At 49.0% G+C, this 24,535-nt stretch carries 20 protein-coding genes and 1 other annotated feature (1 of these 21 cut by a window edge); of the genes, 19 read left to right on the top strand and 1 reads right to left on the bottom strand.

Annotation, left to right across the window (positions count from 1 at the left end; translation table 11 throughout):
- Positions 1-215: a binding site (T-box leader), on the bottom strand (it extends 33 nt beyond the left edge of the window).
- Positions 216-763: 548 nt separating this feature from the next.
- From IJ22_RS13065 to IJ22_RS13050, 4 genes are read left to right on the top strand one after another with little or no spacing between them, the layout of a single operon-like run.
- The gene (locus IJ22_RS13065) at positions 764-1,498 is read left to right on the top strand and encodes a FadR/GntR family transcriptional regulator (RefSeq protein ID WP_062409132.1); all 735 of its coding nucleotides are present in this window, start codon (positions 764-766) and stop codon (positions 1,496-1,498) included.
- 58 nt (positions 1,499-1,556) lie between these two features.
- A complete protein-coding gene (locus IJ22_RS13060) occupies positions 1,557-2,546 on the top strand; it encodes a 2-hydroxyacid dehydrogenase (RefSeq protein ID WP_062409131.1) in 990 nt (329 codons plus the stop codon).
- A 34-nt stretch (positions 2,547-2,580) separates the two neighbouring features.
- Positions 2,581-3,459: a fumarylacetoacetate hydrolase family protein gene (locus IJ22_RS13055; RefSeq protein WP_054818809.1), complete on the top strand. Its 879-nt coding sequence runs from the start codon at positions 2,581-2,583 to the stop codon at positions 3,457-3,459.
- A 16-nt stretch (positions 3,460-3,475) separates the two neighbouring features.
- On the top strand, positions 3,476-4,261 hold the full coding sequence (locus tag IJ22_RS13050; RefSeq protein ID WP_054818810.1) for an SDR family oxidoreductase: 786 nt from the start codon (positions 3,476-3,478) through the stop codon (positions 4,259-4,261).
- 8 nt (positions 4,262-4,269) lie between these two features.
- Here the strand turns inward: IJ22_RS13050 and IJ22_RS13045 are convergent, their stop codons facing one another.
- The gene (locus IJ22_RS13045) at positions 4,270-4,893 is read right to left on the bottom strand and encodes a FadR/GntR family transcriptional regulator (protein WP_062409130.1); all 624 of its coding nucleotides are present in this window, start codon (positions 4,891-4,893) and stop codon (positions 4,270-4,272) included.
- Between the two features lie 124 nt (positions 4,894-5,017).
- On the opposite strand from IJ22_RS13045, the gene IJ22_RS13040 reads away from it, so the two are divergent.
- The 15 genes from IJ22_RS13040 to IJ22_RS12965 all read left to right on the top strand — a co-directional run bounded on the left by IJ22_RS13040 (position 5,018) and on the right by IJ22_RS12965 (position 24,440).
- Complete coding sequence (locus IJ22_RS13040) at positions 5,018-5,338, top strand: UxaA family hydrolase (RefSeq protein WP_054818812.1); 321 nt, start codon at positions 5,018-5,020, stop codon at positions 5,336-5,338.
- On the top strand, positions 5,328-6,497 hold the full coding sequence (locus IJ22_RS13035) for a UxaA family hydrolase (RefSeq protein ID WP_062409129.1): 1,170 nt from the start codon (positions 5,328-5,330) through the stop codon (positions 6,495-6,497). Before IJ22_RS13040 ends, IJ22_RS13035 begins: the two co-directional genes overlap by 11 nt.
- A gap of 31 nt (positions 6,498-6,528) precedes the next feature.
- Positions 6,529-7,542, top strand: coding sequence for a tripartite tricarboxylate transporter substrate binding protein (locus tag IJ22_RS13030; RefSeq protein ID WP_160327380.1), 1,014 nt, complete (start codon positions 6,529-6,531; stop codon positions 7,540-7,542).
- Between the two features lie 73 nt (positions 7,543-7,615).
- Positions 7,616-8,074 carry a tripartite tricarboxylate transporter TctB family protein gene (locus IJ22_RS13025; RefSeq protein WP_062409127.1) on the top strand — a complete coding sequence of 153 codons (459 nt, stop codon included), beginning with the start codon at positions 7,616-7,618 and terminating at the stop codon, positions 8,072-8,074.
- A gap of 14 nt (positions 8,075-8,088) precedes the next feature.
- On the top strand, positions 8,089-9,585 hold the full coding sequence (locus tag IJ22_RS13020) for a tripartite tricarboxylate transporter permease (protein WP_062409126.1): 1,497 nt from the start codon (positions 8,089-8,091) through the stop codon (positions 9,583-9,585).
- A 26-nt stretch (positions 9,586-9,611) separates the two neighbouring features.
- Positions 9,612-10,892 (top strand): nickel pincer cofactor-dependent isomerase, group 22, encoded by a 1,281-nt coding sequence (locus IJ22_RS13015; RefSeq protein ID WP_062409125.1) that lies wholly within the window; start codon positions 9,612-9,614, stop codon positions 10,890-10,892.
- A 273-nt stretch (positions 10,893-11,165) separates the two neighbouring features.
- A complete protein-coding gene (locus IJ22_RS13010; RefSeq protein WP_062409124.1) occupies positions 11,166-12,380 on the top strand; it encodes a CaiB/BaiF CoA transferase family protein in 1,215 nt (404 codons plus the stop codon).
- Complete coding sequence (locus tag IJ22_RS13005) at positions 12,380-13,165, top strand: enoyl-CoA hydratase-related protein (protein WP_062409123.1); 786 nt, start codon at positions 12,380-12,382, stop codon at positions 13,163-13,165. Before IJ22_RS13010 ends, IJ22_RS13005 begins: the two co-directional genes overlap by 1 nt.
- Positions 13,166-13,181: 16 nt before the next feature.
- The gene (locus IJ22_RS13000) at positions 13,182-13,592 is read left to right on the top strand and encodes a PaaI family thioesterase (RefSeq protein WP_062409122.1); all 411 of its coding nucleotides are present in this window, start codon (positions 13,182-13,184) and stop codon (positions 13,590-13,592) included.
- A gap of 15 nt (positions 13,593-13,607) precedes the next feature.
- Positions 13,608-14,636: a tripartite tricarboxylate transporter substrate binding protein gene (locus IJ22_RS12995; RefSeq protein ID WP_074727505.1), complete on the top strand. Its 1,029-nt coding sequence runs from the start codon at positions 13,608-13,610 to the stop codon at positions 14,634-14,636.
- A 5-nt stretch (positions 14,637-14,641) separates the two neighbouring features.
- Positions 14,642-15,085, top strand: coding sequence for a tripartite tricarboxylate transporter TctB family protein (locus tag IJ22_RS12990; protein WP_235594346.1), 444 nt, complete (start codon positions 14,642-14,644; stop codon positions 15,083-15,085).
- Positions 15,086-15,106: 21 nt separating this feature from the next.
- Positions 15,107-16,612 carry a tripartite tricarboxylate transporter permease gene (locus IJ22_RS12985; protein WP_062409119.1) on the top strand — a complete coding sequence of 502 codons (1,506 nt, stop codon included), beginning with the start codon at positions 15,107-15,109 and terminating at the stop codon, positions 16,610-16,612.
- A gap of 149 nt (positions 16,613-16,761) precedes the next feature.
- Positions 16,762-17,436, top strand: a complete 675-nt coding sequence (locus IJ22_RS12980) for a GntR family transcriptional regulator (protein WP_062409118.1) — start codon at positions 16,762-16,764, stop codon at positions 17,434-17,436.
- Positions 17,437-17,718: 282 nt separating this feature from the next.
- Positions 17,719-23,319 (top strand): S-layer homology domain-containing protein, encoded by a 5,601-nt coding sequence (locus IJ22_RS12970; RefSeq protein WP_062409116.1) that lies wholly within the window; start codon positions 17,719-17,721, stop codon positions 23,317-23,319.
- Positions 23,316-24,440 (top strand): HupE/UreJ family protein, encoded by a 1,125-nt coding sequence (locus IJ22_RS12965; RefSeq protein ID WP_062409115.1) that lies wholly within the window; start codon positions 23,316-23,318, stop codon positions 24,438-24,440. The genes IJ22_RS12970 and IJ22_RS12965 overlap by 4 nt, the downstream gene beginning before the upstream one ends.
- Positions 24,441-24,535 lie beyond the last annotated feature (95 nt).

Raw genomic sequence — 24,535 nt, 5'->3', positions numbered from 1 at the left:
TAGAAATGTTCTCGCCTGTAACGGAGTACATTTCTCACTTTCAGCCCTATAACGCAGGGAATACGGGTATCCCTAAGGGATGCCAAAGGACAGGCAGCCGTTCAGGAACCAGCTCAGGAGTGAACTTCGGCAGACGTTCGTTCGGGTGCTTCCAGTCAGCGGCACGCCTTCCCTGTAAACGATAATCTGCTTACTCTTTCCTTCATCGCTTGTACTGAGATTCAGTTAATGTTTGATTAAGCAGTATTATATAATACGCTGGGAAACATTTGCAAATATGTGAATTAACGCGAGATTGCTTTCTGGTGTTAACGTGTTATCGCATCGAATATCGGTTTGCAATCCATTGAATGACTTCGCTATCGTTAAGGATTGCTTGGGCAATTGCGGACTATGTTACTTGGAACGTTTCGTTAAAGTGGAGGATATAATTATAGCTATTAGGACAATGAAAATTTGTCGGAGCAGGTTAATGCATGTGTTGGAATCATGAAGTTATTCCTGACGATAAGCGGTTTGGCTTATCGTCTTATTTTTAACTTGATCGAGGTCTTTTTGATTTTAACGAAATAAAGCGCTTGTGCGTCGACACGAACATACATCCTGTTTAGTCTATAATGGACGTTGGTTCGTTATTCTAGTTTTATTAATATGGTCATCTCTGAAGCTATGTCCGATGAAATAATGGTTGACACATTTTGGAATTCGGGGTTTAATAAATATGATCCACAGGTCAGACCATCATAAATGTAAAGGTGATTCTATGGCTTTAAAGCCGATTAAGAAGAAGCGGCTCTTTGAAGAGATTATTGTTGCGATTGAACAATATGTACAGGAAGAAAATATCCAGCCGGGTGAAAAGCTTCCATCTGAGAACGAGTTGGCTTCCATTTTTAACGTCAGCAAAACGGCGGTCAGAGAAGCGATGAGTGTCTTGAACGCGAACGGAATTCTCGAAACCAGACCGGGTTCCGGCATTTATTTGAAGGATATTCATGGTGAATCCATCGTTGTGAGGGTAACCTCCAATTTGATGGAAAAAGGGGAGCTGCAGGAGATCCTTGATTTTCGCAGAGGGTTGGAGGTGGAAGCCGCCGGGTTGGCCGCCACTCGTGGTACGGAAGAGCAATTTGCGAAAATCAGGAAGGCGCATGAAGATATGGTCGAAGCAAACGGAGCGGGCATAATCGGGGTGGATGAAGACTATAATTTCCATGAGGAGATCATCCTTGCTTCCCATAACTCGATCTACAGGGATATCTTTAAAGCCGTATCGCCAAAATTGAAAGAAGCGATGCGCATCAGTAAAATGCAATCGATGAAAACGCCGGGATTGTTCCTGCAGGCTTATCAGGAGCATGAGGATATTATGGAAGCCTTGTTTAAGCGGGATTCGGAAGGGGCCTCCAGAGCGATGCGCCATCATCTGATCCGCAATGAGGAAAAAATATGGGCTAACTTGAGAGCGAATATTTCTTTTCCTCATAAAATGGTCTGACCATAATAAATCATTATTTTAATAATGATTATCATACCTTTGAGATTGGGGATAAGAGATGTCGAAGAAAAAAATTATTTATTTTGACCAGGTGTTTGATGAATTCAAGCAGCTCCTGGAGGAACACAAGCCGGCAGGCTTTGAATTATGGTACTGGGAGGAAATGAATCCGCAGGAGCAGCAGAATAAGCTGGCTATAGCAGACTATTTGCTGGTCGCTACCCGCCCATTGGATAAAACCATTCTATCCGGGGCCAGGAATGCCCGCTTTATTCAGAAAACGGGGGTCGGGGTGGACAATATCGACATCGAAGCGGCAACGCAATTCCACTTGCCAGTATCCAATACGCCGGGCGGCAATTCGACCGGAGTTGCAGAATTAACCATTTTGTTAACGCTTGCATTATACCGAAAGCTTCCGCAAGTCAATCAAGCCACCAAAAACGGGCAATGGTTGATGTGGGAACTTCGTCCATCCTCTTACGAGATGGAAGGAAAGACGCATGGTTTTATCGGCCTGGGCAATATCGGCAGAGAGACGGCCAAGCGTTCCAAAGCTTTCGGAACCGAAATTATATACTATGATAAATACCGGGTTTCCGAGGAGTTCGAACGGCAGCTGGGGGCAACCTATCTTCCGCTGGAAGAAGTATTGAAAAAGGCGGATATCTTGAGTTTGCATCTTCCATTGTTGCCCGAAACCAGGGGGATGATCGGTCTAAAGGAATTGCAATTAATGAAGCCGTCGGCGGTATTGATCAATGTAGCACGCGGGGGAATCGTCAAGGAAGACGAATTATACCATGCCTTGAAAGAAGGAATCATAGCCGGAGCAGGGATCGATGCGTGGGAATTCGAGCCGACCGATCCCGGTAATCCTTTATTAACATTGGACAATGTGATTGCCAGCCCTCATCTTGGCGCAGGAACAAGAGATACGCTGAATAAAGTGCTTCATCTCGCGTTCCAAAATATAAAGCGGGTGGAAGAGGGGGATGCCCCCCGGTTTGTTGTGAATAACATAGAAACGGCAAGAATCGTAGATTAGCAGAATAGCATGATGAAAAAGGAGAGGATAAGCAATGCGTCTTGCAACAGTGAAGAAAAATGGAGCTGAAGTGGCTGCGGTTGTTACAAAAGCAGGGGTTGTACCGGTGGAAACCGTAAATCAAAGGTTCAACCAACATTGGTCCACCAGTCTTTTTGAAATCATTCAAACCAATCAATTGGACGAAATGAAACATTGGTATCAAAACGGAGGCAAGCAGCAGTTGGAAAGGATAGAAAGCGATGCGATTCCAGCGGATCAGGTGGAATACGGGCCGCTTTATCGCCACCCGCGAAAAATTTGGGGCATTGGACTCAACTATGTCGAACACGCCGCCGATCTTCATGAAAAAGCGCCAAATACGGAACCTGCCAGCTTTATGAAGCCGGATACCGCGATTATTGGCCCTGGCGATACCATCGAAATTCCATTCCAATCCGACCGTACAACAGCGGAGTCGGAATTGGGAATTATTATCGGCAAAGCATGTAAGAATGTATCCGAAGAGGAAGCGCAAAGCGTCATTGCAGGTTTTACGACCATTATCGATATGACAGCTGAAGATATATTGGCGCAAAATCCCCGCTATCTTACTCGTTCGAAGAGCTTTGACACCTTCTTCAGCTTCGGTCCGCATTTGGTGACTCCGGATGAAGTGGATGAAGTGCTCGATTTGAATGTATCGACTGTCATCAATGGCAGAATTCACCGGAAAAACGTAGTTTCCAATATGACTTTCCGTCCCTGGTACCTCGTATCCTTCCATTCCAAAGTCATGAAGCTGCTGCCTGGAGACATTATTTCCACCGGAACCCCGGGAGCTGTCGTTATTCGGGACGGCGATGTCGTAGAATGCCATATTGACGGTTTTGAAAAATTGGTTAATCCGGTAACGGATTTGAAGGTTAAATAGGAAGGGGAAGAGCTTCATGGATTTGAATTTACAAGGAAAAGCCGCTTTGGTCGTCGCCTCGAGCCAGGGCTTGGGAAAGGCGGTCGCCGCCGAACTGGTGAAAGAAGGCGCACACGTCATGCTGACAAGCCGTAATCCGGAAAAATTGCAGGCGGTTCATAAAGAACTCGAGCAGCTGGGAAAAGGAAAGGTGGCCTGGCAACCTGCCGATATTACCAGTGCCGAATCGATCAAAAATCTTGTCCAAGCCACTCGTGAAACATTCGGAAAAATCGACATTCTGATCAATAATGCAGGCGGGCCTCCCGGAGGATCGTTTGAACAGTTTTCTGATGAAGACTGGCAGAAAGCCTTTGAACTCAATCTTCTAAGCTATATCCGGATCATTCGGGAAGTGCTGCCCGATTTGAAGCAGGCAGGCGGGCGTATTGTCAATTTGGCATCCTCTTCCATTAAGATACCGATTCCGGGATTAATTCTCTCCAATACTTTCCGTACGGGAATCGTCGGATTAACCAAGACCCTGGCCGAAGAACTGGCACCCTACCATATTCTCGTCAATACGGTTGCGCCTGGGCGTATTGCAACGGATCGCGTCGCTTTTCTCGATGAATTGAAGGCGAAAAAGACCGGACAAACTCGGGAGCAGGTAGAAGAACAGTCCAAGAAGCAAATTCCATTAGGCCGTTACGGTACCCCGGAAGAATTTGCGAAGGTGGTTGTTTTTCTGGTATCTGACGCCAGCACCTACATGACGGGCAGCTCCATCCTCATTGACGGCGGAATGATTAAATCGATCTAGGAAGCTGTTTACAGAAAGGATATATGTTCAGATAATAAATTTATTAGTTTTTTGAGTTTATGGATATCGGAAGCATGGTAAGCATCGATGATTTCCTGCATTTCAAAAGGCGCGCTTGTTTCGGGCAATTCTCCGGATTGCAGGACGAGCCCGAAGGTTTCGGAAAACAGAACGAAAAAGTAAGGATTTTCCAATGATTCCCCTAAACCGGTAATGAAAAACAGCAGGTTTTCCCAGAATGTTTTCCCGCTTAAAACGTTACTATAGCGGACGTGATGTTGAATCGACAGCATAAGAACGGTTTCCGCGCACATGAGGGCGATCTCAAAATAATGGCGCAAAGCTTGTGGTTCAAGTTTTTGCCCGATCACCCGGTCAGGGATGAGAAAGGGAGGAGGATCGGATACAAAAGTTCCTTCCCCTTGCTTCGAATCCAGAAAACGGAGCAGCTCCAGCACCCGTATGCCTTCGCGCACAGAGGAACGGCTGACTTGAAGCAGCTCGCTTAACTGCCTTTCGGTGGGCAGCTTGGATCCCGGCTCCAACTGCTCTGCCTGAATATAATCGGCTATTTGCCTGGCAACTTGCTCGAACATCCGCGGTGAAGCTTTGACATTGTAACTTTTTTTCATATCGACATTACCCCGTCATATTAATGTAAATATAATACCATTGAATTGGATTTAATCCCACATGTCATTCTTTTGTTCATTCATAGGTCGGACCATCATAAATTATTCAGATAGGAGTAGGCGTATGGACGATGTAAAGCTTGCCGCAAGCCATGAAGAGAAAGCAGCGCTTGTCATAGACCCGAAAGACAACACAGCTGTTGCTTTGACGGATTTGAGCAAAGGAGATCTTTGCATAGTCAGAAAAGAGAACCGGGAGGAATCGATTGTTGTTCTTGAGGATATCCCCTTTGGTCACAAAATCGCTTTGCAGCCCATTGGCCGGGACGAAAGCGTTTATAAGTACGGCGAGGAAATCGGGAAAATGAAAGTTCCGGTTCCAAAAGGCGGTTGGATACACAGCCACAATATGTATTGCGAAAGGGGAATGAAGCATGGCCGATAAGTTTATGGGGTATTGGAGAAAAGACGGGTCCGTAGGGGTTCGCAACTTGATTGCGATCATCCCATCTGTCTTCTGCTCCGCGAAAGTGGCTGAAAGGATTGCCTATCAGGTGCCTGGAAGCGTTTACTTTCGTCATCCCGTCGGCTGCAGCCAGGTTGGCGAGGATTTGGAGATTACCGCAAGAACATTGATTCAAATCGGAAGAAATCCTAATTTTTCCGGCGTCGTTGTAGTGGGTTTGGGTTGCGAACGTTTTAGTCCCTACGAGTTGGCGGAGGGGATAGCCCCGGCACAAAAGATGCTGGAGACCGTGGTCATCCAAAAGGAAGGAGACTCTCTGGCAGCGATCCAGCAGGGCGTTAAATACGCCAGGAAGATGCAGCAAATGGCCTCCAGACAGCAGAGGGAGGAAGCGGATGTCAGTCATTTGATGATCGGTCTGAATTGCGGGGGGTCTGATATGACATCGGGATTGGTCGCAAATCCTGCATTAGGCATTGCCTCCGATATGCTGGTATCCCAAGGAGGCTCCTCTATTCTTGCTGAAATTACCGAGCTTCTCGGTACAGAGCATATTTTGGCGAGAAGAGCCGTGAATGAGCAAGTAGCGCAGGAGATCAAGGAGATCGTCTCCCGTACGGAAAAAAAGCTTGAGCGGCAGACTCGCGAGTCCAGCAATGTGAAGAGGACTCATCTTATTTCGACAGGAAATTATGACGGAGGATTGTCCAGTGTTGTGGAAAAATCATTGGGCAGTATGAAAAAGTCCGGGAATGCCCCGTTTAGCGGTACGATTCAGTATGCCGAAACGCCGAAAGTGAAGGGGCTTTTGCTGATGGATTCTCCCGGGCACGACGGGGAGGTCAGCACCGGGCAGGTAGCGGCGGGAGCGCAGATGATTGTATTCCCGACCGGCAGAGGGACGCCGACGGGATTTCCGGGCGTTCCCGTACTGAAAATTACAGGCAACCCCAAAACCTATGAAAAGATGAAAGAAAATATAGATATCAACGCGGGTGAAGTATTGCTTGGCAAAAAGACGCTGCAGCAAATGGGAGAAGAAATTTACCGCGAAATTCTCGAGGTGGCCTCCGGAAAAATGGTCAAGGCGGAAATTTTGGGGCATGATGAGCAGTTTTGCATTACCAGAATGACTTAATTTTAAAATTAGGAAAGCAGGGTGAATGGCTGTGAAAAAATGGATTAACCTGTCTTTGGCGGTCATTTTAACGTTAGCGCTTACATCTTGTGGCGGAGGCGGAAGCCAATCATCTTCCGTCCAAGGTTCATCCCCGGATCCGGAACCGCAAAAGGAAAAATGGCCGGATAAGCCGATCAATCTGATCATTGCTTATGCGGCCGGCGGCGGTACGGACGTCGGAGCGCGCATGCTTATGCCTTACGTGGAAAAAGAACTCGGCGTGCCGATCAATATCATAAATAAGCCCGGCGGCGGCGGTTGGATCGGTTGGACGGAGCTGGCGAATGCCAAGCCGGACGGCTATACCATCGGGTATATTAATACCCCAAACCTGATGACGGGTTACCTGGATCCAAAGCAAAAACGCAAGGAGAATCTGAAAAGCTTCGCCCCGATCGCCAACCATGTTACGGATCCTGGGGCCATCGCCATCCGCAGAGATGAGAACCGTTTTACGGATATCAAAGGTTTAATTGAATACGCCAGGAATAATGAATTAACCGCCACTTCTACCGGAGTGGGTAGCGATGATCATTATGCCATATTGAAAATGAATAAGGCCTTGGGTACCAAATTCACGGCCGTGCATACCAAAGGAGCCGCAGAAAGCCAGACCGGAGTGATCGGCGGTCATGTGGATGTTTTATTCGCGAATGTCGGGGAAGTCACGTCGCTTCATAACAGCGGCGAGATCAAGGTCGTGGCCGTGATGGCCGAAAAACGTTCCCCCTTCTTGTCCGATATTCCGACATTGGAGGAAAGCGGATTCAGCGGGATTATTTCCGGTTCCGCCCGGGGAATTGCCGCTCCGAAGGACATCGATCCGCATAAGCTGGAAATTTTACGTGCGGCATTGGAAAAAGGCATCAAAAATCAGGAACAGATCGATAAGCAAGGCCAATCCGGCCTTCAAGTGGACTACAAAGACGGAAAAGATTATATGGATCTGCTGGAAAAAGATGAGCAGGATGTGCTTGCATTAAGAGATTTACTTGGATGGTAATCCCCCTTCAGTTGGAACGATAGTGTCACTGTCAGGTCAATCCTCGCTGGCCAAATCAAAGGAGACAAAGGACGTGAGAGAATTGAAAAATGCAGGCGTTTGGGTCGGTTTGGTCATTCTCATTATTGCCGGCACCCTCTTTTGGCAGTCATTATCCTATGACTATTACAGCAATTATGGACCGGGTCCCGGATTATTGCCCCTTTGGCTGAGCGGATTTTTAATCCTTCTTTCCTTGTTGTATATTGTGGAATCGATTCGAAAAGAAAGGATCAAATTAAGTGACATTTTTCCTAAAGGTGCCGGATTAAGGAAAGTGGCTTCGATATTTGCGGCCTTCATCGTGTTTCTGATTATAATACCCTACACAGGCTATACCATCGCGAGCATTGTCATGCTGTTCATATTGTTTTTCAGGGAATATAAGTGGTATTGGGGATTAGGCATTTCGGTGGCGGTAACATTGGCGATCTTTTATGTCTTCCAATCGTTATTAAACGTTCCCCTGCCTGAAAATGTATTCGGGTTATAAAGGGGGAAGCCGCGATGGAATATTTGCTTTCGGGATTTGAAACAGCTTTCAGTTGGTGGAATTTATTGTATTGTTTCATCGGCGTTACGATCGGGATGCTTGTCGGTGTCCTGCCGGGCCTGGGCCCGACCACCGGGACCGCTGTCCTTTTGCCGCTGACGTTTGGCATGGAGCCGATTTCCGCGATTATTATGTTGTCCGGGATTTATTACGGGGCGATGTATGGCGGGACGATTACATCCGTATTGATCAACACGCCGGGGGAAGCCGCCTCCGTCATTACATGCCTTGACGGCCATCCGTTGGCCAAGCAAGGCAGGGCGGGAACCGCCTTGGGTGTGGCCGGAATCGGCTCCTTCATCGGGGGGACGCTGTCCATTATCGGTCTCGCGCTCATTGGACCGCCCATTGCCCGGCTGGCGCTGCAGTTCGGTCCGCCGGAATTTTTCGCCTTAATGATACTCGGGATGACCATGGTCATCGGCCTGATGGGCAAATCGGTCATCCGCGGCATGATTGCCGCAGTCATCGGGTTAAATCTTGCCCTGATCGGATTGGATCCGGTAACGGGTGTCGTTCGCTTTTCCTTTGATCGAATGGAATTGATGAACGGCTTTGATTTTGTGCCTTTAGCCATGGGGCTGTTTGGGATCTCTGAAATTTTGATCAGCGCGGAAAAAAATTTGAAGGCGGAAAAACCGCCGAAGGTCAAAGGGCTTCTGCCGAGGCGGGAAGAATGGAAGCCGACGATAGCCGCCATTTTGCGTGGAAGCGGACTTGGCTTCATCATCGGTTTGCTCCCGGGGACGAATTCGGTGATTCCGGCGATCTTGTCGTATTCCCTTGAACAGAAGCTGGCAAAAGATCCGAGCCGCTTCGGGAAAGGGGCGATCGAAGGTGTGGCCGGTCCGGAAACGGCGAACAACTCGTATTGCGGAGGGGCCCTGATTCCCCTCTTTACCTTGGGGATTCCGAGTTCCCCGGTGATTGCCGTACTCCTTGGAGCGTTTATCATGCATGGTCTGACACCGGGACCGCAGCTTTTCCAGAAAAATCCGGACTTCGTATGGGCGGTTATTGCCAGCATGTTTATCGGAAATTTCATACTTTTGATCATGAACCTGCCGATGGCCGGATTTTGGGCCAAAATTACGATGATACCGTTCAAGCTGCTGTTCCCGATCATTTTGGCGGTGGCGGCCGTAGGGGCATACAGCGTCAGCAACAGTTTGTTTGATGTGGGTGTCATGGTAGCCTTTGGCATCGTAGGCTACATCTTCAAAAAAGTCGATATCCCGTTGGCGCCTATCGTGCTGACGTTCGTTTTGGGGAAACTTATGGAAGATGCATTGATGCAGTCGCTGACGATCTATAAAGGAGACTTTTTCGCCTTGTTTACGAGACCTCTTTCCGGCACCCTGCTGATTCTTTCCATCGTGATTATGATCCTTAGTATTCTGGCCGGGTTCAAGAAGAAAAAAGAAGCACTATCGTCGGATATTGAAATGTAGGCTAACGATATTAGGAGGAGAAAAGCATGTCGATTAAAGCAGCTTCAATTAAACTTTATCCGATTCAGGTTCATTCCCAGACCCCGGTTGTCGGCGATATTTCAAAATCGATAGAGCAGGCCGTAGAAAACATACTGCAAAACGACCGTTCCCGGCGTTTGAAGCCGGGAGCGTCGATCGCGGTAACGGCCGGAAGCCGCGGGATTGCCAATTATGTAGACATTTTGCGGAAGGTAGTGAGCGTACTTCAGTCCAAAGGATATCTCCCATTTGTCTTTTCGGCCATGGGCAGCCACGGGCGCGGGGAAGCCGAGGGGCAAAAAGAAGTATTGGACAGCATGGGAATTAAAGAAGAGGCTCTGGGCTGTCGGGTTTCCTGCTCCAGGGATGTGCAGTTGATCGACGAGTTTGAAGCGTTTGGACGGCAAATTCCGGTTTATTGTGCGAAAGAAGCGTTCGAGGCGGACGGGGTTGTGGTCGTGAATCGGATCAAACCGCATACTTCGTTTCGGGGTGACTACGAAAGCGGTTTATTAAAGATGATGACGGTTGGCATGGGACGGGCGAAGGGAGCCGACATGTTCCACAGCCTTGGCGCCGGTCACCTGGCCGATATGATTCCTTTGATCGGCGGACGCATATTGGAGCATGCCCCGATCATCGGCGGGATTGGCGTCGTAGAGAATGCGAAAGAGCAAACGGCAATCGTGGAAGGCATACCTTATGACCGGATCTTTGAAAGGGAGAAGGTTCTTTTGGCACAAGCAAAAAGCTTTATGCCAAGCCTCCCTGCCGATCAGGCAGATTTGCTTATTGTCGGAGAAATGGGAAAAAATTTCAGCGGTACCGGGATGGATACGAACATCATCGGCCGGCTTCGTATTCAGGGCGTACCGGAACCGCAAAAACCTTACTTCACCTATATCGGAGTACTCCGTTTATCCGAACCGTCCCACGGCAATGCCACGGGGATTGGGCTTGCCGATTTGACAACGGAAGCGCTGGTGAAGGAAATGGATAAAACGGCTACTTATTTGAATTGCGCAACAAGCGGTTTCGTGATTCGGGCGGCTGTTCCGATGACATTTGCCGATGACCGGGCGCTTGTTGACGGGGCATTACAAATGCTGCGGGTCGATGATGCGGCCAAGCTGCGTATGATGGTGATCCGGAATACCCTTCATATCGAACGTCTGTGGGTAACCGAAGCCATTTATGAGGAGATCAAAAATCAGCCAAATATCGAGTTAAATCATGAGCCCAAGTTTCTTCAATTCGATGAACTGGGCAATTGGATTTGGGAATAGGAACGGGCATCCCGTTAACCGTACAAATAGGGAACTGGAGGAAGTGGGACGGTTAACGGGATGCCTTATCCAAGCCTCGTTTTATTGGTCTTACCATCATAATGAAAACTGAATACAGTATTAATTGTTGGATGCAGCCTTTTTTATCAATTTAATCAATTTATTTTATTGCAAAATATACTTCTGACCTGTGAGTCAGAAGTATATTTTTTTTGGATACGGAATACTGTATACAAAACGAATTTTTTAACATTTTGAGGAGAGGTGATTTTGATGCTGCCTTTGCATGGAATGAAAGTGTTGGATTTGACCCAATTTTTGGCAGGTCCTTACTGTACGTTGATTTTGGCCGATCTTGGGGCGGAAGTGACCAAAGTGGAACGATTCCCGGGCGGCGACGATTCGAGGAGAGTCGGGCCTTTTAAAAATGGCGAAGGCTACTGCTTTGCTATGCCTAACCGAAACAAAAGAAGCATCGCGCTCGATTTGAAAAATGAAAAAGGGAAACACATTTTTATGCAGCTGGCTGAAAAGGCGGATGTGGTAATCGAAAATTTTCGTCCTGACGTCAAAACGAAAATGGGCATTGATTACAATGCGGTGAAAGCGGTTAATCCGGGGGTGATCTATTGCTCCATATCCGGGTATGGGCAAACGGGGCCATACAGCCAGAAAGGAGGTTTTGATATCGTTGCCCAAGGCGTTACGGGGCTGATGAGAATGACCGGTGAGCCCGGCGGACGTCCCGTGAAAGTCGGGATTGCCATTAATGATATCTCTGCCGGCATAACGGCGGCCTATGGAATTTTGGGCGCCTATATCCATAAGCTTAAAACCGGGGAAGGGCAGTATCTGGAAACGTCCTTGGTCGATGCCGCGTTGGCATGGACGTTCTGGGAATCAGCGGCTTACTTTGGGGCCGGGGAAATTCCGGCTGCAACCGGAGCGCGTCATAGACGGTCCACTCCTTATCAAGCCTACAAAACGAAAGACGGGTATGTCACGATTGGAGCCGGAAACGATAAGCTTTGGACCAACTTATGCAATAAGGTTTTAGGAAAACCGGAGTGGGTCGGCGATCCGCGGTTCATCGATTTACAGACAAGAATGAAAAATATCGACTTGCTGGAGAGCATGATAGAAGAAATATTGAAAGAGCAACCGACCTCGCATTGGGTGGAAAAATTGGATGAATCCGGCGTACCGGGAGGACCGGTCTACACTTACGAACAAGCGTTAAACGATCCGCACATTTTGGCCAGGGACATGGTTCTGGAAATTCATCATCCCATCCTGGGGGATATGAAAACCATAGGGTTCCCCGTCAAATACTCCGGGACGCCGCTTTCGATCCGAACGCCTGCGCCGTGGCTTGGGCAGCATACGAACGAGGTATTGAATGAGCTGGGATTGCAGGAAGAGGAAATCAAGGAGCTGTATAATGAAAATGTGGTATACAATAAATATCCGGAAAGGATGATCATTTGATGTCTACGAATCATGTTTATCTTGAGAAAAAAGGTGAAGTTGCCACGATTTATTTTAATCAGCCGGAAAAAAGGAATGCTTTGACCCACGAAATGTGGAAAACGATTCCTTCCCTGTTGGAAGATGCCGAGCAGGACAGGGGGATCAAGGTGCTCGTTTTGCGCGGGGCGGATGAAATGGCGTTTGCCGCCGGGGCTGATATCAGCGAATTCAAAACATTAAGATCGACTCCGGAAGGGGCGAAAATTTACAACGATGCTTGTCATAAAGCGGAAAGAAGATTAGCCCACTTTAAAAAGCCGACGATTGCGATGATTCAGGGACCTTGTATCGGAGGAGGGTGCGAGTTGGCGTTGGCATGCGATTTCCGTTTTTCCGATACGACCGGCCGTTTTGGGATCACCCCCGCCAAATTGGGACTGGTATACAGCCTTAACGCGACCAAACAATTGGTTGATCTGGTCGGTCCGGCCAACGCAAAGTATATTCTTTTATCCGGCAAAATTATCGATGTGCAGCGCGCATTTCGAATCGGCCTGATCGACGAAGTCTATTCCCCGGAAGAAATCGTAAGCAAAACTTACGAATTTGCGGAACTATTGTGCCAAAATGCGCAATTTACGGTACGCAGCATGAAATATATCATTTCGGAAATTATGAGAGGCGTGGCGGAAGATACGGAGGAGACGAAAAGACTCCGGCAGGATTCCTTCAGCACGGAAGACTATCGAGAAGGAGTCAGGGCTTTTTTGGAGAAACGTAAACCGGACTTCAAGTATTCCTAGAGAAGAAGGTATAAATATGGAACAGGCTAGGATCAAATTTGAAGAAGCCATGGCCACCCAGGCAAATGATTTTGAAACGTTTTTTCTGGCGCGTTTTTTTGATTTGAAATTCAAGTACGGGGATGAAGTTTGCATCGTGGAAGCCCCTGTCGAAAATTACATGTTCAATCCGCAGGGGACTTTGCATGGCGGGGTTATTTCCTTCATCCTCGACGTGTCTATGGGACATTTGTGCAAAAAATTTCTTGGTTCGGCGGTTACTCTGGAAATGAAAACCCAGTATCTGAGCGGTGTCCATGGTGGAATCGTTACATGCACCGCCGCTTTTTTGAAGAAAGGGAAGAAAATCGTCCAGATGGAATCGAGAATGACGAATCAGGACGGAAAACCGGTCGCCATGGCGACCGCCACCTTTTATCTGCTTTGAAAGGGTGAGTTTATTATGAAAAGTGGAGTATGGAAAATGATGTTGGCTGCTCTGACGGCTTTTTCATTAAGCGCCTGCGGGGGAGCGGGCGGAGGGAACGGCCAACCCGCCAACGGCGCTTCAGAGAATACACAAACGCAATCGAAAACGGAATTCAAATATCCAGAAAAGCCGCTTGACTGGACGATCGCCTTCGGACCCGGCGGAGGAAACGATATCATGTCCAGAACCATTATCGATATTTTGAAAAAAAACAAACTGTATACACCGCCGATTGTGGCTGAAAATCGTCAGGGCGGCAGCGGGGCCACGGGTTGGGGGTATCTGAACAGCCACAAAGGGGATCCTTATCAAATCAGTTCCACCAGCGGAAGCTTTATCACAACACCGCTGCTTTCCAATACGGGCTTTGACTACAAATCTTTTACCCCGGTCGCATTGATGGCAACGGACGACATGGTGTTTATTGTAAACGGCGACTCTCCGTACAATACGCTGGACGATTTCATCCAAACCGCAAAAAGCGGCAAAAAAATGAGTATCGGAGGGTTGGGAGCGGTGAATGTGGATTACATTATCCCCCGCATGCTGGCGAAAGAAGCCGGATTCGATTTTGAGTATGTGCCGTTCCAATCTGCAGGAGAAAGTACTTCGGGCCTGCTTTCAAAAAGCATCGATGCCATGATGGCAAATCCATCGGAAGTATTGGGGCAAATTAAAGCCGAAAAAATGAAACCGCTTGCATTTTCCGGTAATAGCAGGATACAGTCCTTATCGGACGTCCCCACCTTCAAGGAACTCGGCTACAACGTGAACCTGCCTATGCCGCGCGGAATTGTTTTGGCAGGCGGCGTTTCAGATGACGTTCAGAACTGGTGGATTGAGACGATGAAAAAAGTCGCGGAAACACCGGAATGGAAAAAGTACATCAGTGATAACAGCTTGACGGAAGATATACGATTTGGGGACGATTTTGCCCAATATCTTGAAGAGACAACCAACACCTTTAAGACACTTCTTAAAGAGACGGGAGCGATAAAATAGTGGGCATGATGAAACTGGGATTTTCCGCATTTCTCTTTTTGTTCACTTGGGTATTTTTTCTGTTAAGCCTTGAATTCGAATTTTTCACAAGCTCCGGCAAGCCGGGTCCCGGTCTGTTTCCCATCACGATTGGTCTTTTGCTTCTCATATTTACAGGCATTCGGGTGATGAACGATTGGCGGAACAGACGATCGGAAGAAGGCAGCGAGGGGTATGCCGGCGATATAGGGTGGGTGATTCTTCTTACATTTCTGCTTGTTCTGCTCATGACTTATATCGGGGCCGTACCCGCAATGGCATTGTACATTTATTTCATTCTGTTTCGTTTCAACCGCAAACGATATGTGCAGAATGCGGTCATCAGCATCACGATTCCGGCGTTAGTCTTTGCTATGTTTGAGCTTTGGCTGAATGCGGGGCTGCCAAAGGGAATACTGGGATTTATGTAAAAGCTGTGGGAGGCGAGCAGTATGGAATTTTGGGATCATTTGCTATTGGGTTTTTCAATAGCAGTCACTCCTACCAATTTATTATTTGTAACCATAGGGGCGTTTATCGGCATGATTGTAGGGATCATCCCCGGATTCGGTCCATCAGCCGGAATCGCCATCCTTTTGCCGCTGACATTTTCATTGAATCCCACAACGGCAATCATTATGCTTGCCGGGATATACTACGGTTCCATGTATGGAGGCACGATTACTTCTATTCTGATTAATACGCCCGGGGAATCGGCAACCGTCGCAAGTACATTAGATGGGTATCCGCTCGCCAAACAAGGTCGGGCGGGCCCCGCGCTTGTCATGCAGGCGGTGGCTTCGTTTATAGGCGGTACACTCGGGGTCATCCTGATTTCCTCCATGGCCCCTTTTCTGGCCGATGTTGCCGTATCATTCGGCCCGTCGGAATATTTCATGCTGATGTTGATGGGTCTGCTGATGTTGACTTTTATGATGGGAGACAACAAGATTAACGGCATCATTTCGGCTTTGTTCGGTTTCGCCATTTCCATGGTAGGCGTTGACGTCGTATCGGGTCAACAAAGATTTACCTTCGGATCGGCCGAACTGATCAATGGCATCGACTTTATTCCCGTCGCCATCGGCCTTTTCGGTATCGGGGAACTTCTAAGTTCCGTCCATGAAGGAGCCCATCGGGAAGGAAAGAAAGAAATGATTGTTTTTTCCTTTAAGAAAAACTTCTGGCCCAATGCGAAAGATTATCTGGAAAGCAAATATACCTTTATCCGCGGGTCGCTTTTAGGATTTTTTGTCGGAGTGCTGCCGGGTGCGGGGGCTACGATTGCATCTCTGATGTCTTACTCTATGGAAAAGAAACTTTCCAGGACCCCGGAAAAATTCGGGAAGGGCGCCATGCCGGGCCTGGTCGGTCCGGAAGCGGCCAACAATGCGGCCTCGGCGGGAGCGATGGTGCCTTTGCTGACCCTTGGGATTCCCGGTTCGGGTTCCACTGCGGTTCTCCTTGGCGCGTTCATGATGTGGGGGCTGCAGCCCGGGCCGCTGCTGATGGACAGCAATCCCGATTTTGTCTGGGGCTTGGTATCCAGCATGTATTTGGGCAATGTCGTACTGCTGTTGGTGAATATTGTCGCCATCCCGCTATTTGTAAAGGTCATGCAGGTTCCTTACCGTTTGCTGCTTCCTATGGTCGTTGTCCTTTGCGTGCTGGGCACCTACACTCTTCATGCAAGTATCGTGGAAACCTGGATTATGTTGATCTGCGGAATCATTGGATACTTTATGAAGCGGAACGGATTTTCCCCCGCAGCAGCCGTCCTGGCTTTAGTCCTGGGGCCCATGGCGGAGAATACCTTGCGGCAGTCCCTGCTTTCTTCGCATGGAAGCCTGGATGTTTTCGTTACACGTCCTGTTTCACTGACGTTGTTCATTCTGATTTTATGCATACTGGCCATGCCGTTCGTCATGAGAATGATTAAAAAAGCTTGGAGAGGATGAAATTTGCCCTAAAACCGATCAAGGAACAGGGCGGCGATGAAGCAGAAGCGAAATGTAAGATTTTCCCTGACGTTATTGATTGTCGTTCTACTTATTGTTATGATTCCATTAATAAGCTTGTTTAGATAAAAGGGAGAGAACAAAAAGATATGATTCGGCCTAAAACGATCAGGGAAGTTGTATACGAGCAGCTGAAAAATAACATTTTAGCCGGGGTGTACCGGCCGGGAGAACGATTGATCGAAACCAATCTTGCGCAGGATTTGGAGGTGAGCCGCACCCCGATTCGCGATGCCCTGAACAAGCTGGAATCGGAAGGATTAGTGGAAACGCTGCCTCATCGGAGAATTTTCGTAACCAAACTGTCCAGGAAAAATATACTCGATTTCTATCAAACGAGAGCGGTTATGGAGGGCTTAGCCGCCAAACTTGCCGCCGAGAATGCAACCGAGGAGGAACTGGCGGACTTTCACTCGTTTTTAAATGAAATGGAGGTTGTTTTTGAAAAGGAAAAAGAGCTGACCAATTATAAAGTGATTGCCGAAATCAACAACGAATTCCATTCTAAAATTTATTACATATCCAAAAACGAAGTGCTGAGAAAAATGCTGGAGAGCTTACAAAATCCGATTACTTTGATCAGGTCGACGGCTTGGACCAAAAACAGCACACGCAAGTACAGCACGTTGAACGAGCATCGGCTCATCGCCTCGGCCATTCTGCAGCGGGATGGAACAACGGCCCAGAAAAAAGCGGAAGAGCATATTTTCAATGCGTGGAAAGCGGCCGACCAGGCGTTGGAAGACGAGAACGCATCCGGGTAAAAATAGGCCGGGAAGAGTTGGATGACGCGCAAAAAATGAAACCGATTACTTTGGCCGAAATCGTTACGGCTTCGCTACGACTTGTCCTGAGCCACAATGCGACAACCCTCGCATTGTGGCTTTTTTGCGGGCTGAAATATATCAGAATCTGTTTACTTTTTCTTAAAATTGAGATGATATTCCGCTTACAAACCTTCGCTATAATCCATAAATACGCACACGTTTGAATGCGGGATCGTATGTTCTGATTGTGCGGTAAATCATGATAAGGATGGGGAGAATGTGTTGAAACGGAAATGGATCAAATTGTTTTTAGCTTTCGCCGTCGCCGTATCCGGCCTTCCAATGGCAGGTACGGTTCCGAAGGTTGAAGCGGCGGCCGCGCCTCCGTATGTGCTGATTACGGAAATTATGTTTAACTCCAAACAGCCTTCCGGGGTGTCTGCGGAGCCATATGAGTACATAGAGATTTATAATAACAGCAACAAGACGATCAATTTGAAGGATTACAAGATTATTTATGATTATTATGATAACCGGGCTCCGCTGGAATGGGATATCACGGAGGACAAGCCGCTGGCCCCGGGTGCAGTGATGGTGCTGTGGAATGTGACGGACCCGGCTAATAATGGCGGGATTACCGATGACCTGAGCAACTTTAATACGGCATATGGAACGAGCTTGACCGAATCGCAGGTGACCCGGTTTCATTCGGGAGGAATGGCCAATACGGGAGGTCGCAGTCTGTCCCTTGCGCTGGATCATGGCCTGAACCGGATCGTAACGGCAAGCTACAACGCTCCGAATTCTACCGACACTTCGGATTCCGCAGATGGCAAGACAGTTACGTATCAGCCGCCTGCGGCCGGAACCCATACGATGATCAAGCTTGGCTCGAAGGTAGCGCCAACCCCCGGGACATTAGCAGCCGGGCAAACTCCGGCAGCGCCTGTCCATTTGCCGGCGGACTATTGGGCTCCGTACATCGAGCATACGCCAACCGCTTCAGGAATTGAAGCGCAGAACTTCACCGTATCTGCTTCCGTCTATGAAGAGACGCAGCTAGTATATATAAAGCTGTTGTATCAAACGGACAAGCAGAGCAGCTTTACATCTCTGCCCATGACCGTCGCCGGAATGACCTATTCAGCCACGATTCCTAAGACGGAGCTGAATGACGCTTCCTCGTTACATTACTATTTCGAGGCGTCGGACGGGACGAATGTAACGCGTCTTCCGGAGCAAACCGATCAAACCTTCAGCTTGTCGGTTTACCCGGAGGTAAATTATAACGTGGTTCCGGATCTGCTCATTACCGAAATTGTGCCGAATCCCGATTCTCCACAAACCTATGAGTATGTGGAAGTGTATAATACAACAGACCGCCCGATCAACTTGAAAGATTACAAGCTGAAATATATTTATCCGAACAATACGTTTAAAGATTGGGATTTGGATGAAAACAAGCTGGTACAGCCTCAAAGCGCTATGGTGCTGTGGATTAACAATACGGCAAGCCAAGGGAAAACGACGGCGGACTTTAACGCAAACTTCGGCTCCAGTATTACCGATGACCAAATGGTCCGAACCGCCCCGAACGACGGCATGATCAATTCGGAGAAAAGAACGCTTGCGCTTATGACGGACACCGGTGCGGAAATTTCCCGCGCTTCCTATAACGATGGCGAGCAGGCTAATGAAGCCGTCAGCAAAAAAGGGATTGTGTACGAATATCCGAAAGACGGCAGCAAAGTCATGATGAAGAGAGCGTATGGACAAACGGCTACTCCTGCCGCTGTCATTGCCGGTCAAGTGCCGCCGCAGGCGAAATCCGCAGTGAACGATACAACGGTGCCGGTCATTGACCATACGATGCCGCTGCTGGCGACACCGCCGATTGATCTGACTTTGAAAGCAGGCATTACAGACGACAACCTAGTCAAACGCGTGACTTTTTACCATAAGAACAAGGAAGAGGATACTTTTAAAGCCGAGAATCTGGAGAAAAACAGTGAAGGATTTTACGAAGCCAAGACCATTTCTTTATATGACCTTCAGAAAACGGAAGCGCTGGAATATTATTTTGAAGCGTCTGACGGTAACAATGTAGTTACGTCTATGGCTCAAAACGGAGGAAAGCCGTATGCCATTACCATTCAGCATGAGGCTGTCGAGCCGTTGATCCTGAATGTCAAAACAGGCGATTTCTTGTCGGGCACGCAAATGCTGCTGGGAGCAAGCAGTGACGAGAATGAAGCAACCTCTCTGTTTGTCGACGGCGTAAAGGTGCCGACCGTCAACAAGATGGTGCGCCCGGCTACGTTCGTCATGGAAGTGGACGGCTTTAATGCCGGATACAAAAACGGATTGCTGGTCGGCAATAAAGTATTGAAAATTTTTGACGCCAATATTACAGGCAATCAAATCGTAACCGTAGAAATTCCGGCTGACGATTTGAAAGCCGGCGCGAACGTCATTTCCGTTTCTTCGGGTAATCGCGTGGACCCGCTCGATACGACCGATAACAATGACGATTTCACCATTCAAAATGTACGCCTTGTTCTTCCTGACGGAACAATTATTCCGGTCGAATCGACCCAAATCAAGATGGGAGACGGTTCGTATGCAGCGGGACCAACCGGTAAAATCGCACTCGGCGACGGCTCGTTCAACGATGTAACGGCCAAAGAACGCGCAGACATGACATTTACCATTCCGGATGACAAGCTGACCGGCCGCACGTATGCCTGGGATACGACCCAAGTCGCGGAGGGTCCGCATACGGTTTCGATCCAGGTGGATGGCTCGGAACCGCTGAAGAAAGTTTCCGCGGAAGTAATTGTAGATAACACCAAGCCTTTCATCACAGCCTTGTCCATCGAGGAAAACAAAACGTATAAAGGCAGCATTTCATTTTCGATCAGTGCGGACGATGCGCTTTCCGGTATTGCAGCCGTGGAGGGCAAGCTGGACGGCAACGATTTGTCTTTGCCTGCCGTCGTGAATGCTTTGAATTTGACGCCGGGCACTCATGAGTTTGAAGCGATTGTAACGGATAAAGCCGGCAACGAGCTCGTCAAAAAGATTCCTTTCTCCGTGGTTGAGGAGCACCCGTACAAGCCGGTCAATCCGTCTCCGGCGCAGGGTGCAGCGGGAGTAGACTTAAACGCCTCATTGGCCGTTACCGTGAATGATCCGACCGGCGATCCGCTGGACGTGACATTCTACAAAGCCTATCAGTATGATTTTACTGACAAAACACCGAAGCAAGCCTTCTCGAACGGAGCGGACCGCGAACCTCCGCTGGAACTGGAACCTGCGGGGGAAACGCCGTTCTCCGGCGAGGCCGTCGAAGCGGTAAAAGCGATCGACGGACAATATTTTTCAACCGAATATGACGAGAAATTGCCTTATCAGCGTTTTGAATTTACGATTGCGGACGATTTGACGGGTATTGAGCAAGTAGAGGTGCAATGGCGAGGACATTCCAAGCCGGAACGGCAGGTGACGCTGTATACGTGGAACCACACCACCGGAAAGTGGCAGGCCGCAGCTTCGGGCATGGGTACGGAGGATTTCACCTTGAAAGCGAACGTAAGCGTCGCCGATATGGTGAAGGATCAAAAAATTCATGTTCTTGTGCAGGATTTGATCCCTTCTCCGGATCAGTACGATTTCTCGTTTGCTTGGATGAGTGACACCCAATATTACTCGGAAAGCTGGCCGGACACCTACAAAACGATGACCAAATGGATTGCGGACCACGCGCAGGAGAAGAAAATCCAATATGTCGTCCATACCGGGGACATTGTGGACGACTTTGACCAGCCGGATCAATGGGCGGCGGCAGACGCCAGCATGAAAACGCTGGATGACGCTCAAATTCCGTATGGGGTGGTAGCGGGTAACCATGACGTTAATCATAATGAGGCGGTATATAACGAATATTGGAAATATTTCGGGCGCCACCGCTTTGAGAACAATCCGTGGTATGGGGGAGACCTGGAAAACAACCGCGACCACTACGATCTTATTTCGGCAAAAGGCAATGATTTCATCATTCTTTATCTGGGTTGGCAGATTGACGACCAAACGATTCAATGGGCTGATGAGGTACTGAAAAAGTATCCTGACCGCAATGCCATTATTGCGACCCACGAATACATTGCGCCGGGCGGCTTCTATGCCGGTCAAGGCGAAGACTTGTGGAAAAAGCTCGTTTCCAAAAATCAAAATGTGTTCATGGTGCTGTGCGGTCATATACACGGGGTGGCTTACAACGTGAGGCACGGGGATAACGGCAATACCGTTATTGAGATGCTGGCGGATTATCAATCCGGGCCGCAGGGCGGTCTGGGGTATATGCGCCTGCTGCAATTCGATATGAAAAATAATCAGCTGATGGTCAATACGTATTCGCCGCTGCTCGACGATTACATTTACTTTGAAGACAAGCCGGAGATGGAAGAATTCAGCTTGCCGATCCATCTAAAGCCGATTGCCAAGCAAGTGGCGACCGATTATATCGGCGTCAACGTGTATACCAAAGAGAAAATCGGGGAAAGGAAAAATGTGCCTAGCGGCAGCCGTGCGGAAGTTCCTTGGCGGCTGAACAAGGGCTCAAGCATGTATTACTGGTATACGACACTGGAAGATGCGTACGGCGGATTTACGACCTCGGACATTTATGAATTCACAACCGGAACGGGTCCTGTAAGCAATGGGAGTGATTCCTCAAGCGGCAGCAGCGGAGGCGGTGCAGGGGGTGGCGCAGGCGGTGCGTTACCGGGGCGGAATTCGGGGACGGACGGCAGTCTGCAAGCCGTGAAGCCGGATGACTTGAAGGGTCAGAGCGGACCCGTCAGCATCTCTGTTGCGGACGGCCGGACAGGCGTTTCTTTGCCGGCCAATGCGGCTGAATACATTGGCGAAAACAGCTCCATTTCGATTCGGACAAGCGAGGTGCACCTGTCCATTCCGTCCGATGTACTGGTACAAGCAGCCAATTTGCTGCCCGCCGGGGAACGAGGCGGCAGTCAGATTATGGTCAAGATCGAACCTGCCGCAGAGAAGAGGGGCGAGCATCTCCTATCCCGAGGCCGGACGTATGATTTGACGATTGAAGTTATGGATTCGACCGGAACGGTTTCCCGTTTGACTGAGTTTGCCAAACCGGTTACGATTACGCTTCCGGCCGGGCATGTAACCAATCCGAGGCTGGCGGGCATTTACTATATCGATGATAATGGAAAATTCCATTTTATCGGGGGAACTTATGCTCAGGGCAGCTATACGGCGAATGTGAATCACTTCAGTGTTTATGGCGTATTCGAATATGTCAAAACTTATCAGGATGTGCCTTCCAGCCATTGGGCTTACTCGCTGATTCAGGAGCTTTCGTTCAAAGGCATTGCCGATGGCATATCCGACAGCTTATTTGCTCCGGAGAACCCTGTGACTCGCGCCGAGTTTGCGGCGCTGCTGGTACGGGCTCTTGGTTTGAAGGCTTCGCCGGGCGCTGCTCATTTCAAGGATTTGAACGGCGATGCCTGGTATACGGAGGCCGTTAATGCGGCCTATGAATCGGGAATCGTTCAAGGGACAAACGAGCTTAGCTTCGAGCCGGACCGGACCATCAGCCGTGAGGAAATGGCGGTGATGATAGTCAGAGCCATGGAGAAAAAATCCGGCAAACCGCTGGCCGAAGGGAAAGCGGACTTTATCGATGCGGGACAAATCAGCGCTTGGGCCCAGTCGGCTGTAGGCAAAGCAGCCGCGCTTCATATCATTGAAGGCCGCTCCGGCGGGCAGTTCGTTCCGAGCGGCAGCGCAACACGGGCGGAAAGCGCCAAACTCATATTGACATTGGTGAATAAGGAATGAGCAAGCGGCTTATTCGCATCATTGCAGCCTTTGTCCTGCTTATAGCCGTGCAGGCTGCGGGCATGCCGCTTATGGCCGAGGCGCACATAGGCACGATCGGTTATTCGGATATCCGGGCCGCCGGTAAAACAATAAACTATACGCTGTATTTGGAAGCCAGGGAAGTAGAGCAATGGGTGACCATCCGAACGAGGAAGGTGATTGTCCTCGATCCGGCAGCTTCCGCTCCGGCAGGACCCATCTGGACCGAGCAGGATCTGCAGCGGCTCATCGGCGAATCGCTTGAGGTCACCGGCAACGGTGAAAAGGGCCGGTTTATGCTGAAGAGCCATACGGTAGAGAAGAAGAACGGAATGGATTTTGTCCGCATGGAGCTGTCCAGCACCTTTGACAGGCCGGTTCAGGAGTACGGCATCCACTATGCGTTTTTTTTCGACCTGGATGATCCGCAGCACCAAAATTTCGTGACCGTCCATACGGGGAATCAGCCCGTTCAAATGGTGCTGAACGCTCAAATGCGCGACATCAGCGAGAAGATTAGCGATGGGAGCGGGAGGAGAACGATGGAAATAGCGGTTCCGGGCTGGTTATTTACCTTCAGAGATTTTCTCGTTACCGGCATGCTGCATATTTGGACAGGCTACGATCATCTTCTGTTTCTGCTCGGACTGTTGGTCGTAAAGCAGAAAACAAAGGCGTATGTTCAAATCTTAACGGCCTTCACGGTCGGCCACAGTATAACGTTGGCACTGTCGGCATTGGATATTGTACGGGTGCCGTTATCGGTTATTGAGCCGCTCATTGCGCTCAGCATCGTATTTGTCGCCATCGAGAACATTTGGTTGAAACGGCACGGCTATCGGTGGCTGGTTGCGCTGCTTTTTGGATTCATTCACGGCTTCGGCTTCGCAGACATATTGCACGGAGCGCTTGGAGAAGATTATTTGTTAGCCTTGTTCTCCTTCAATCTCGGCGTCGAAGTCGGCCAATTGGCAGTTCTGGCGGTGCTGCTGCCCGCCCTGATCTGTGCCGCACGGATATCGTGGTATCCCCGAATGGTGTACGGCATCTCCGGAATCATAGCTTTCATGGGAGCTGTCTGGTTTATGGATCGGATTTGAAACATATCGGCAAAATCCGCCGTCCAATTGCATTTTACTGCAAAAGGATGGCGGATTTTTATGTTTGCAGCTTCCTCTAATGCCAAAATCCGTAA

This window comes from Paenibacillus naphthalenovorans (genome assembly GCF_001465255.1).
GTDB lineage: Bacteria > Bacillota > Bacilli > Paenibacillales > NBRC-103111 > Paenibacillus_G > Paenibacillus_G naphthalenovorans.
This window is presented reverse-complemented; position numbering and strand designations above follow the sequence as displayed.

Excerpts from the sequence above, each read along its gene's own strand:
- IJ22_RS13005 (WP_062409123.1), top strand. The coding sequence starts at position 12,380 with ATGTCTACGAATCATGTTTATCTTGAGAAAAAAGGTGAAGTTGCCACG.
- IJ22_RS13015 (WP_062409125.1), top strand. The coding sequence starts at position 9,612 with ATGTCGATTAAAGCAGCTTCAATTAAACTTTATCCGATTCAGGTTCAT.
- IJ22_RS12985 (WP_062409119.1), top strand. The coding sequence starts at position 15,107 with ATGGAATTTTGGGATCATTTGCTATTGGGTTTTTCAATAGCAGTCACT.
- IJ22_RS12990 (WP_235594346.1), top strand. The coding sequence starts at position 14,642 with ATGATGAAACTGGGATTTTCCGCATTTCTCTTTTTGTTCACTTGGGTA.
- IJ22_RS12965 (WP_062409115.1), top strand. The coding sequence starts at position 23,316 with ATGAGCAAGCGGCTTATTCGCATCATTGCAGCCTTTGTCCTGCTTATA.
- IJ22_RS12995 (WP_074727505.1), top strand. The coding sequence starts at position 13,608 with ATGAAAAGTGGAGTATGGAAAATGATGTTGGCTGCTCTGACGGCTTTT.
- IJ22_RS13065 (WP_062409132.1), top strand. The coding sequence starts at position 764 with ATGGCTTTAAAGCCGATTAAGAAGAAGCGGCTCTTTGAAGAGATTATT.
- IJ22_RS13045 (WP_062409130.1), bottom strand. The coding sequence starts at position 4,893 with ATGAAAAAAAGTTACAATGTCAAAGCTTCACCGCGGATGTTCGAGCAA.
- IJ22_RS13055 (WP_054818809.1), top strand. The coding sequence starts at position 2,581 with ATGCGTCTTGCAACAGTGAAGAAAAATGGAGCTGAAGTGGCTGCGGTT.
- IJ22_RS13020 (WP_062409126.1), top strand. The coding sequence starts at position 8,089 with ATGGAATATTTGCTTTCGGGATTTGAAACAGCTTTCAGTTGGTGGAAT.
- IJ22_RS13060 (WP_062409131.1), top strand. The coding sequence starts at position 1,557 with ATGTCGAAGAAAAAAATTATTTATTTTGACCAGGTGTTTGATGAATTC.
- IJ22_RS13040 (WP_054818812.1), top strand. The coding sequence starts at position 5,018 with ATGGACGATGTAAAGCTTGCCGCAAGCCATGAAGAGAAAGCAGCGCTT.
- IJ22_RS13010 (WP_062409124.1), top strand. The coding sequence starts at position 11,166 with ATGCTGCCTTTGCATGGAATGAAAGTGTTGGATTTGACCCAATTTTTG.
- IJ22_RS13000 (WP_062409122.1), top strand. The coding sequence starts at position 13,182 with ATGGAACAGGCTAGGATCAAATTTGAAGAAGCCATGGCCACCCAGGCA.
- IJ22_RS13050 (WP_054818810.1), top strand. The coding sequence starts at position 3,476 with ATGGATTTGAATTTACAAGGAAAAGCCGCTTTGGTCGTCGCCTCGAGC.
- IJ22_RS12980 (WP_062409118.1), top strand. The coding sequence starts at position 16,762 with ATGATTCGGCCTAAAACGATCAGGGAAGTTGTATACGAGCAGCTGAAA.
- IJ22_RS13035 (WP_062409129.1), top strand. The coding sequence starts at position 5,328 with ATGGCCGATAAGTTTATGGGGTATTGGAGAAAAGACGGGTCCGTAGGG.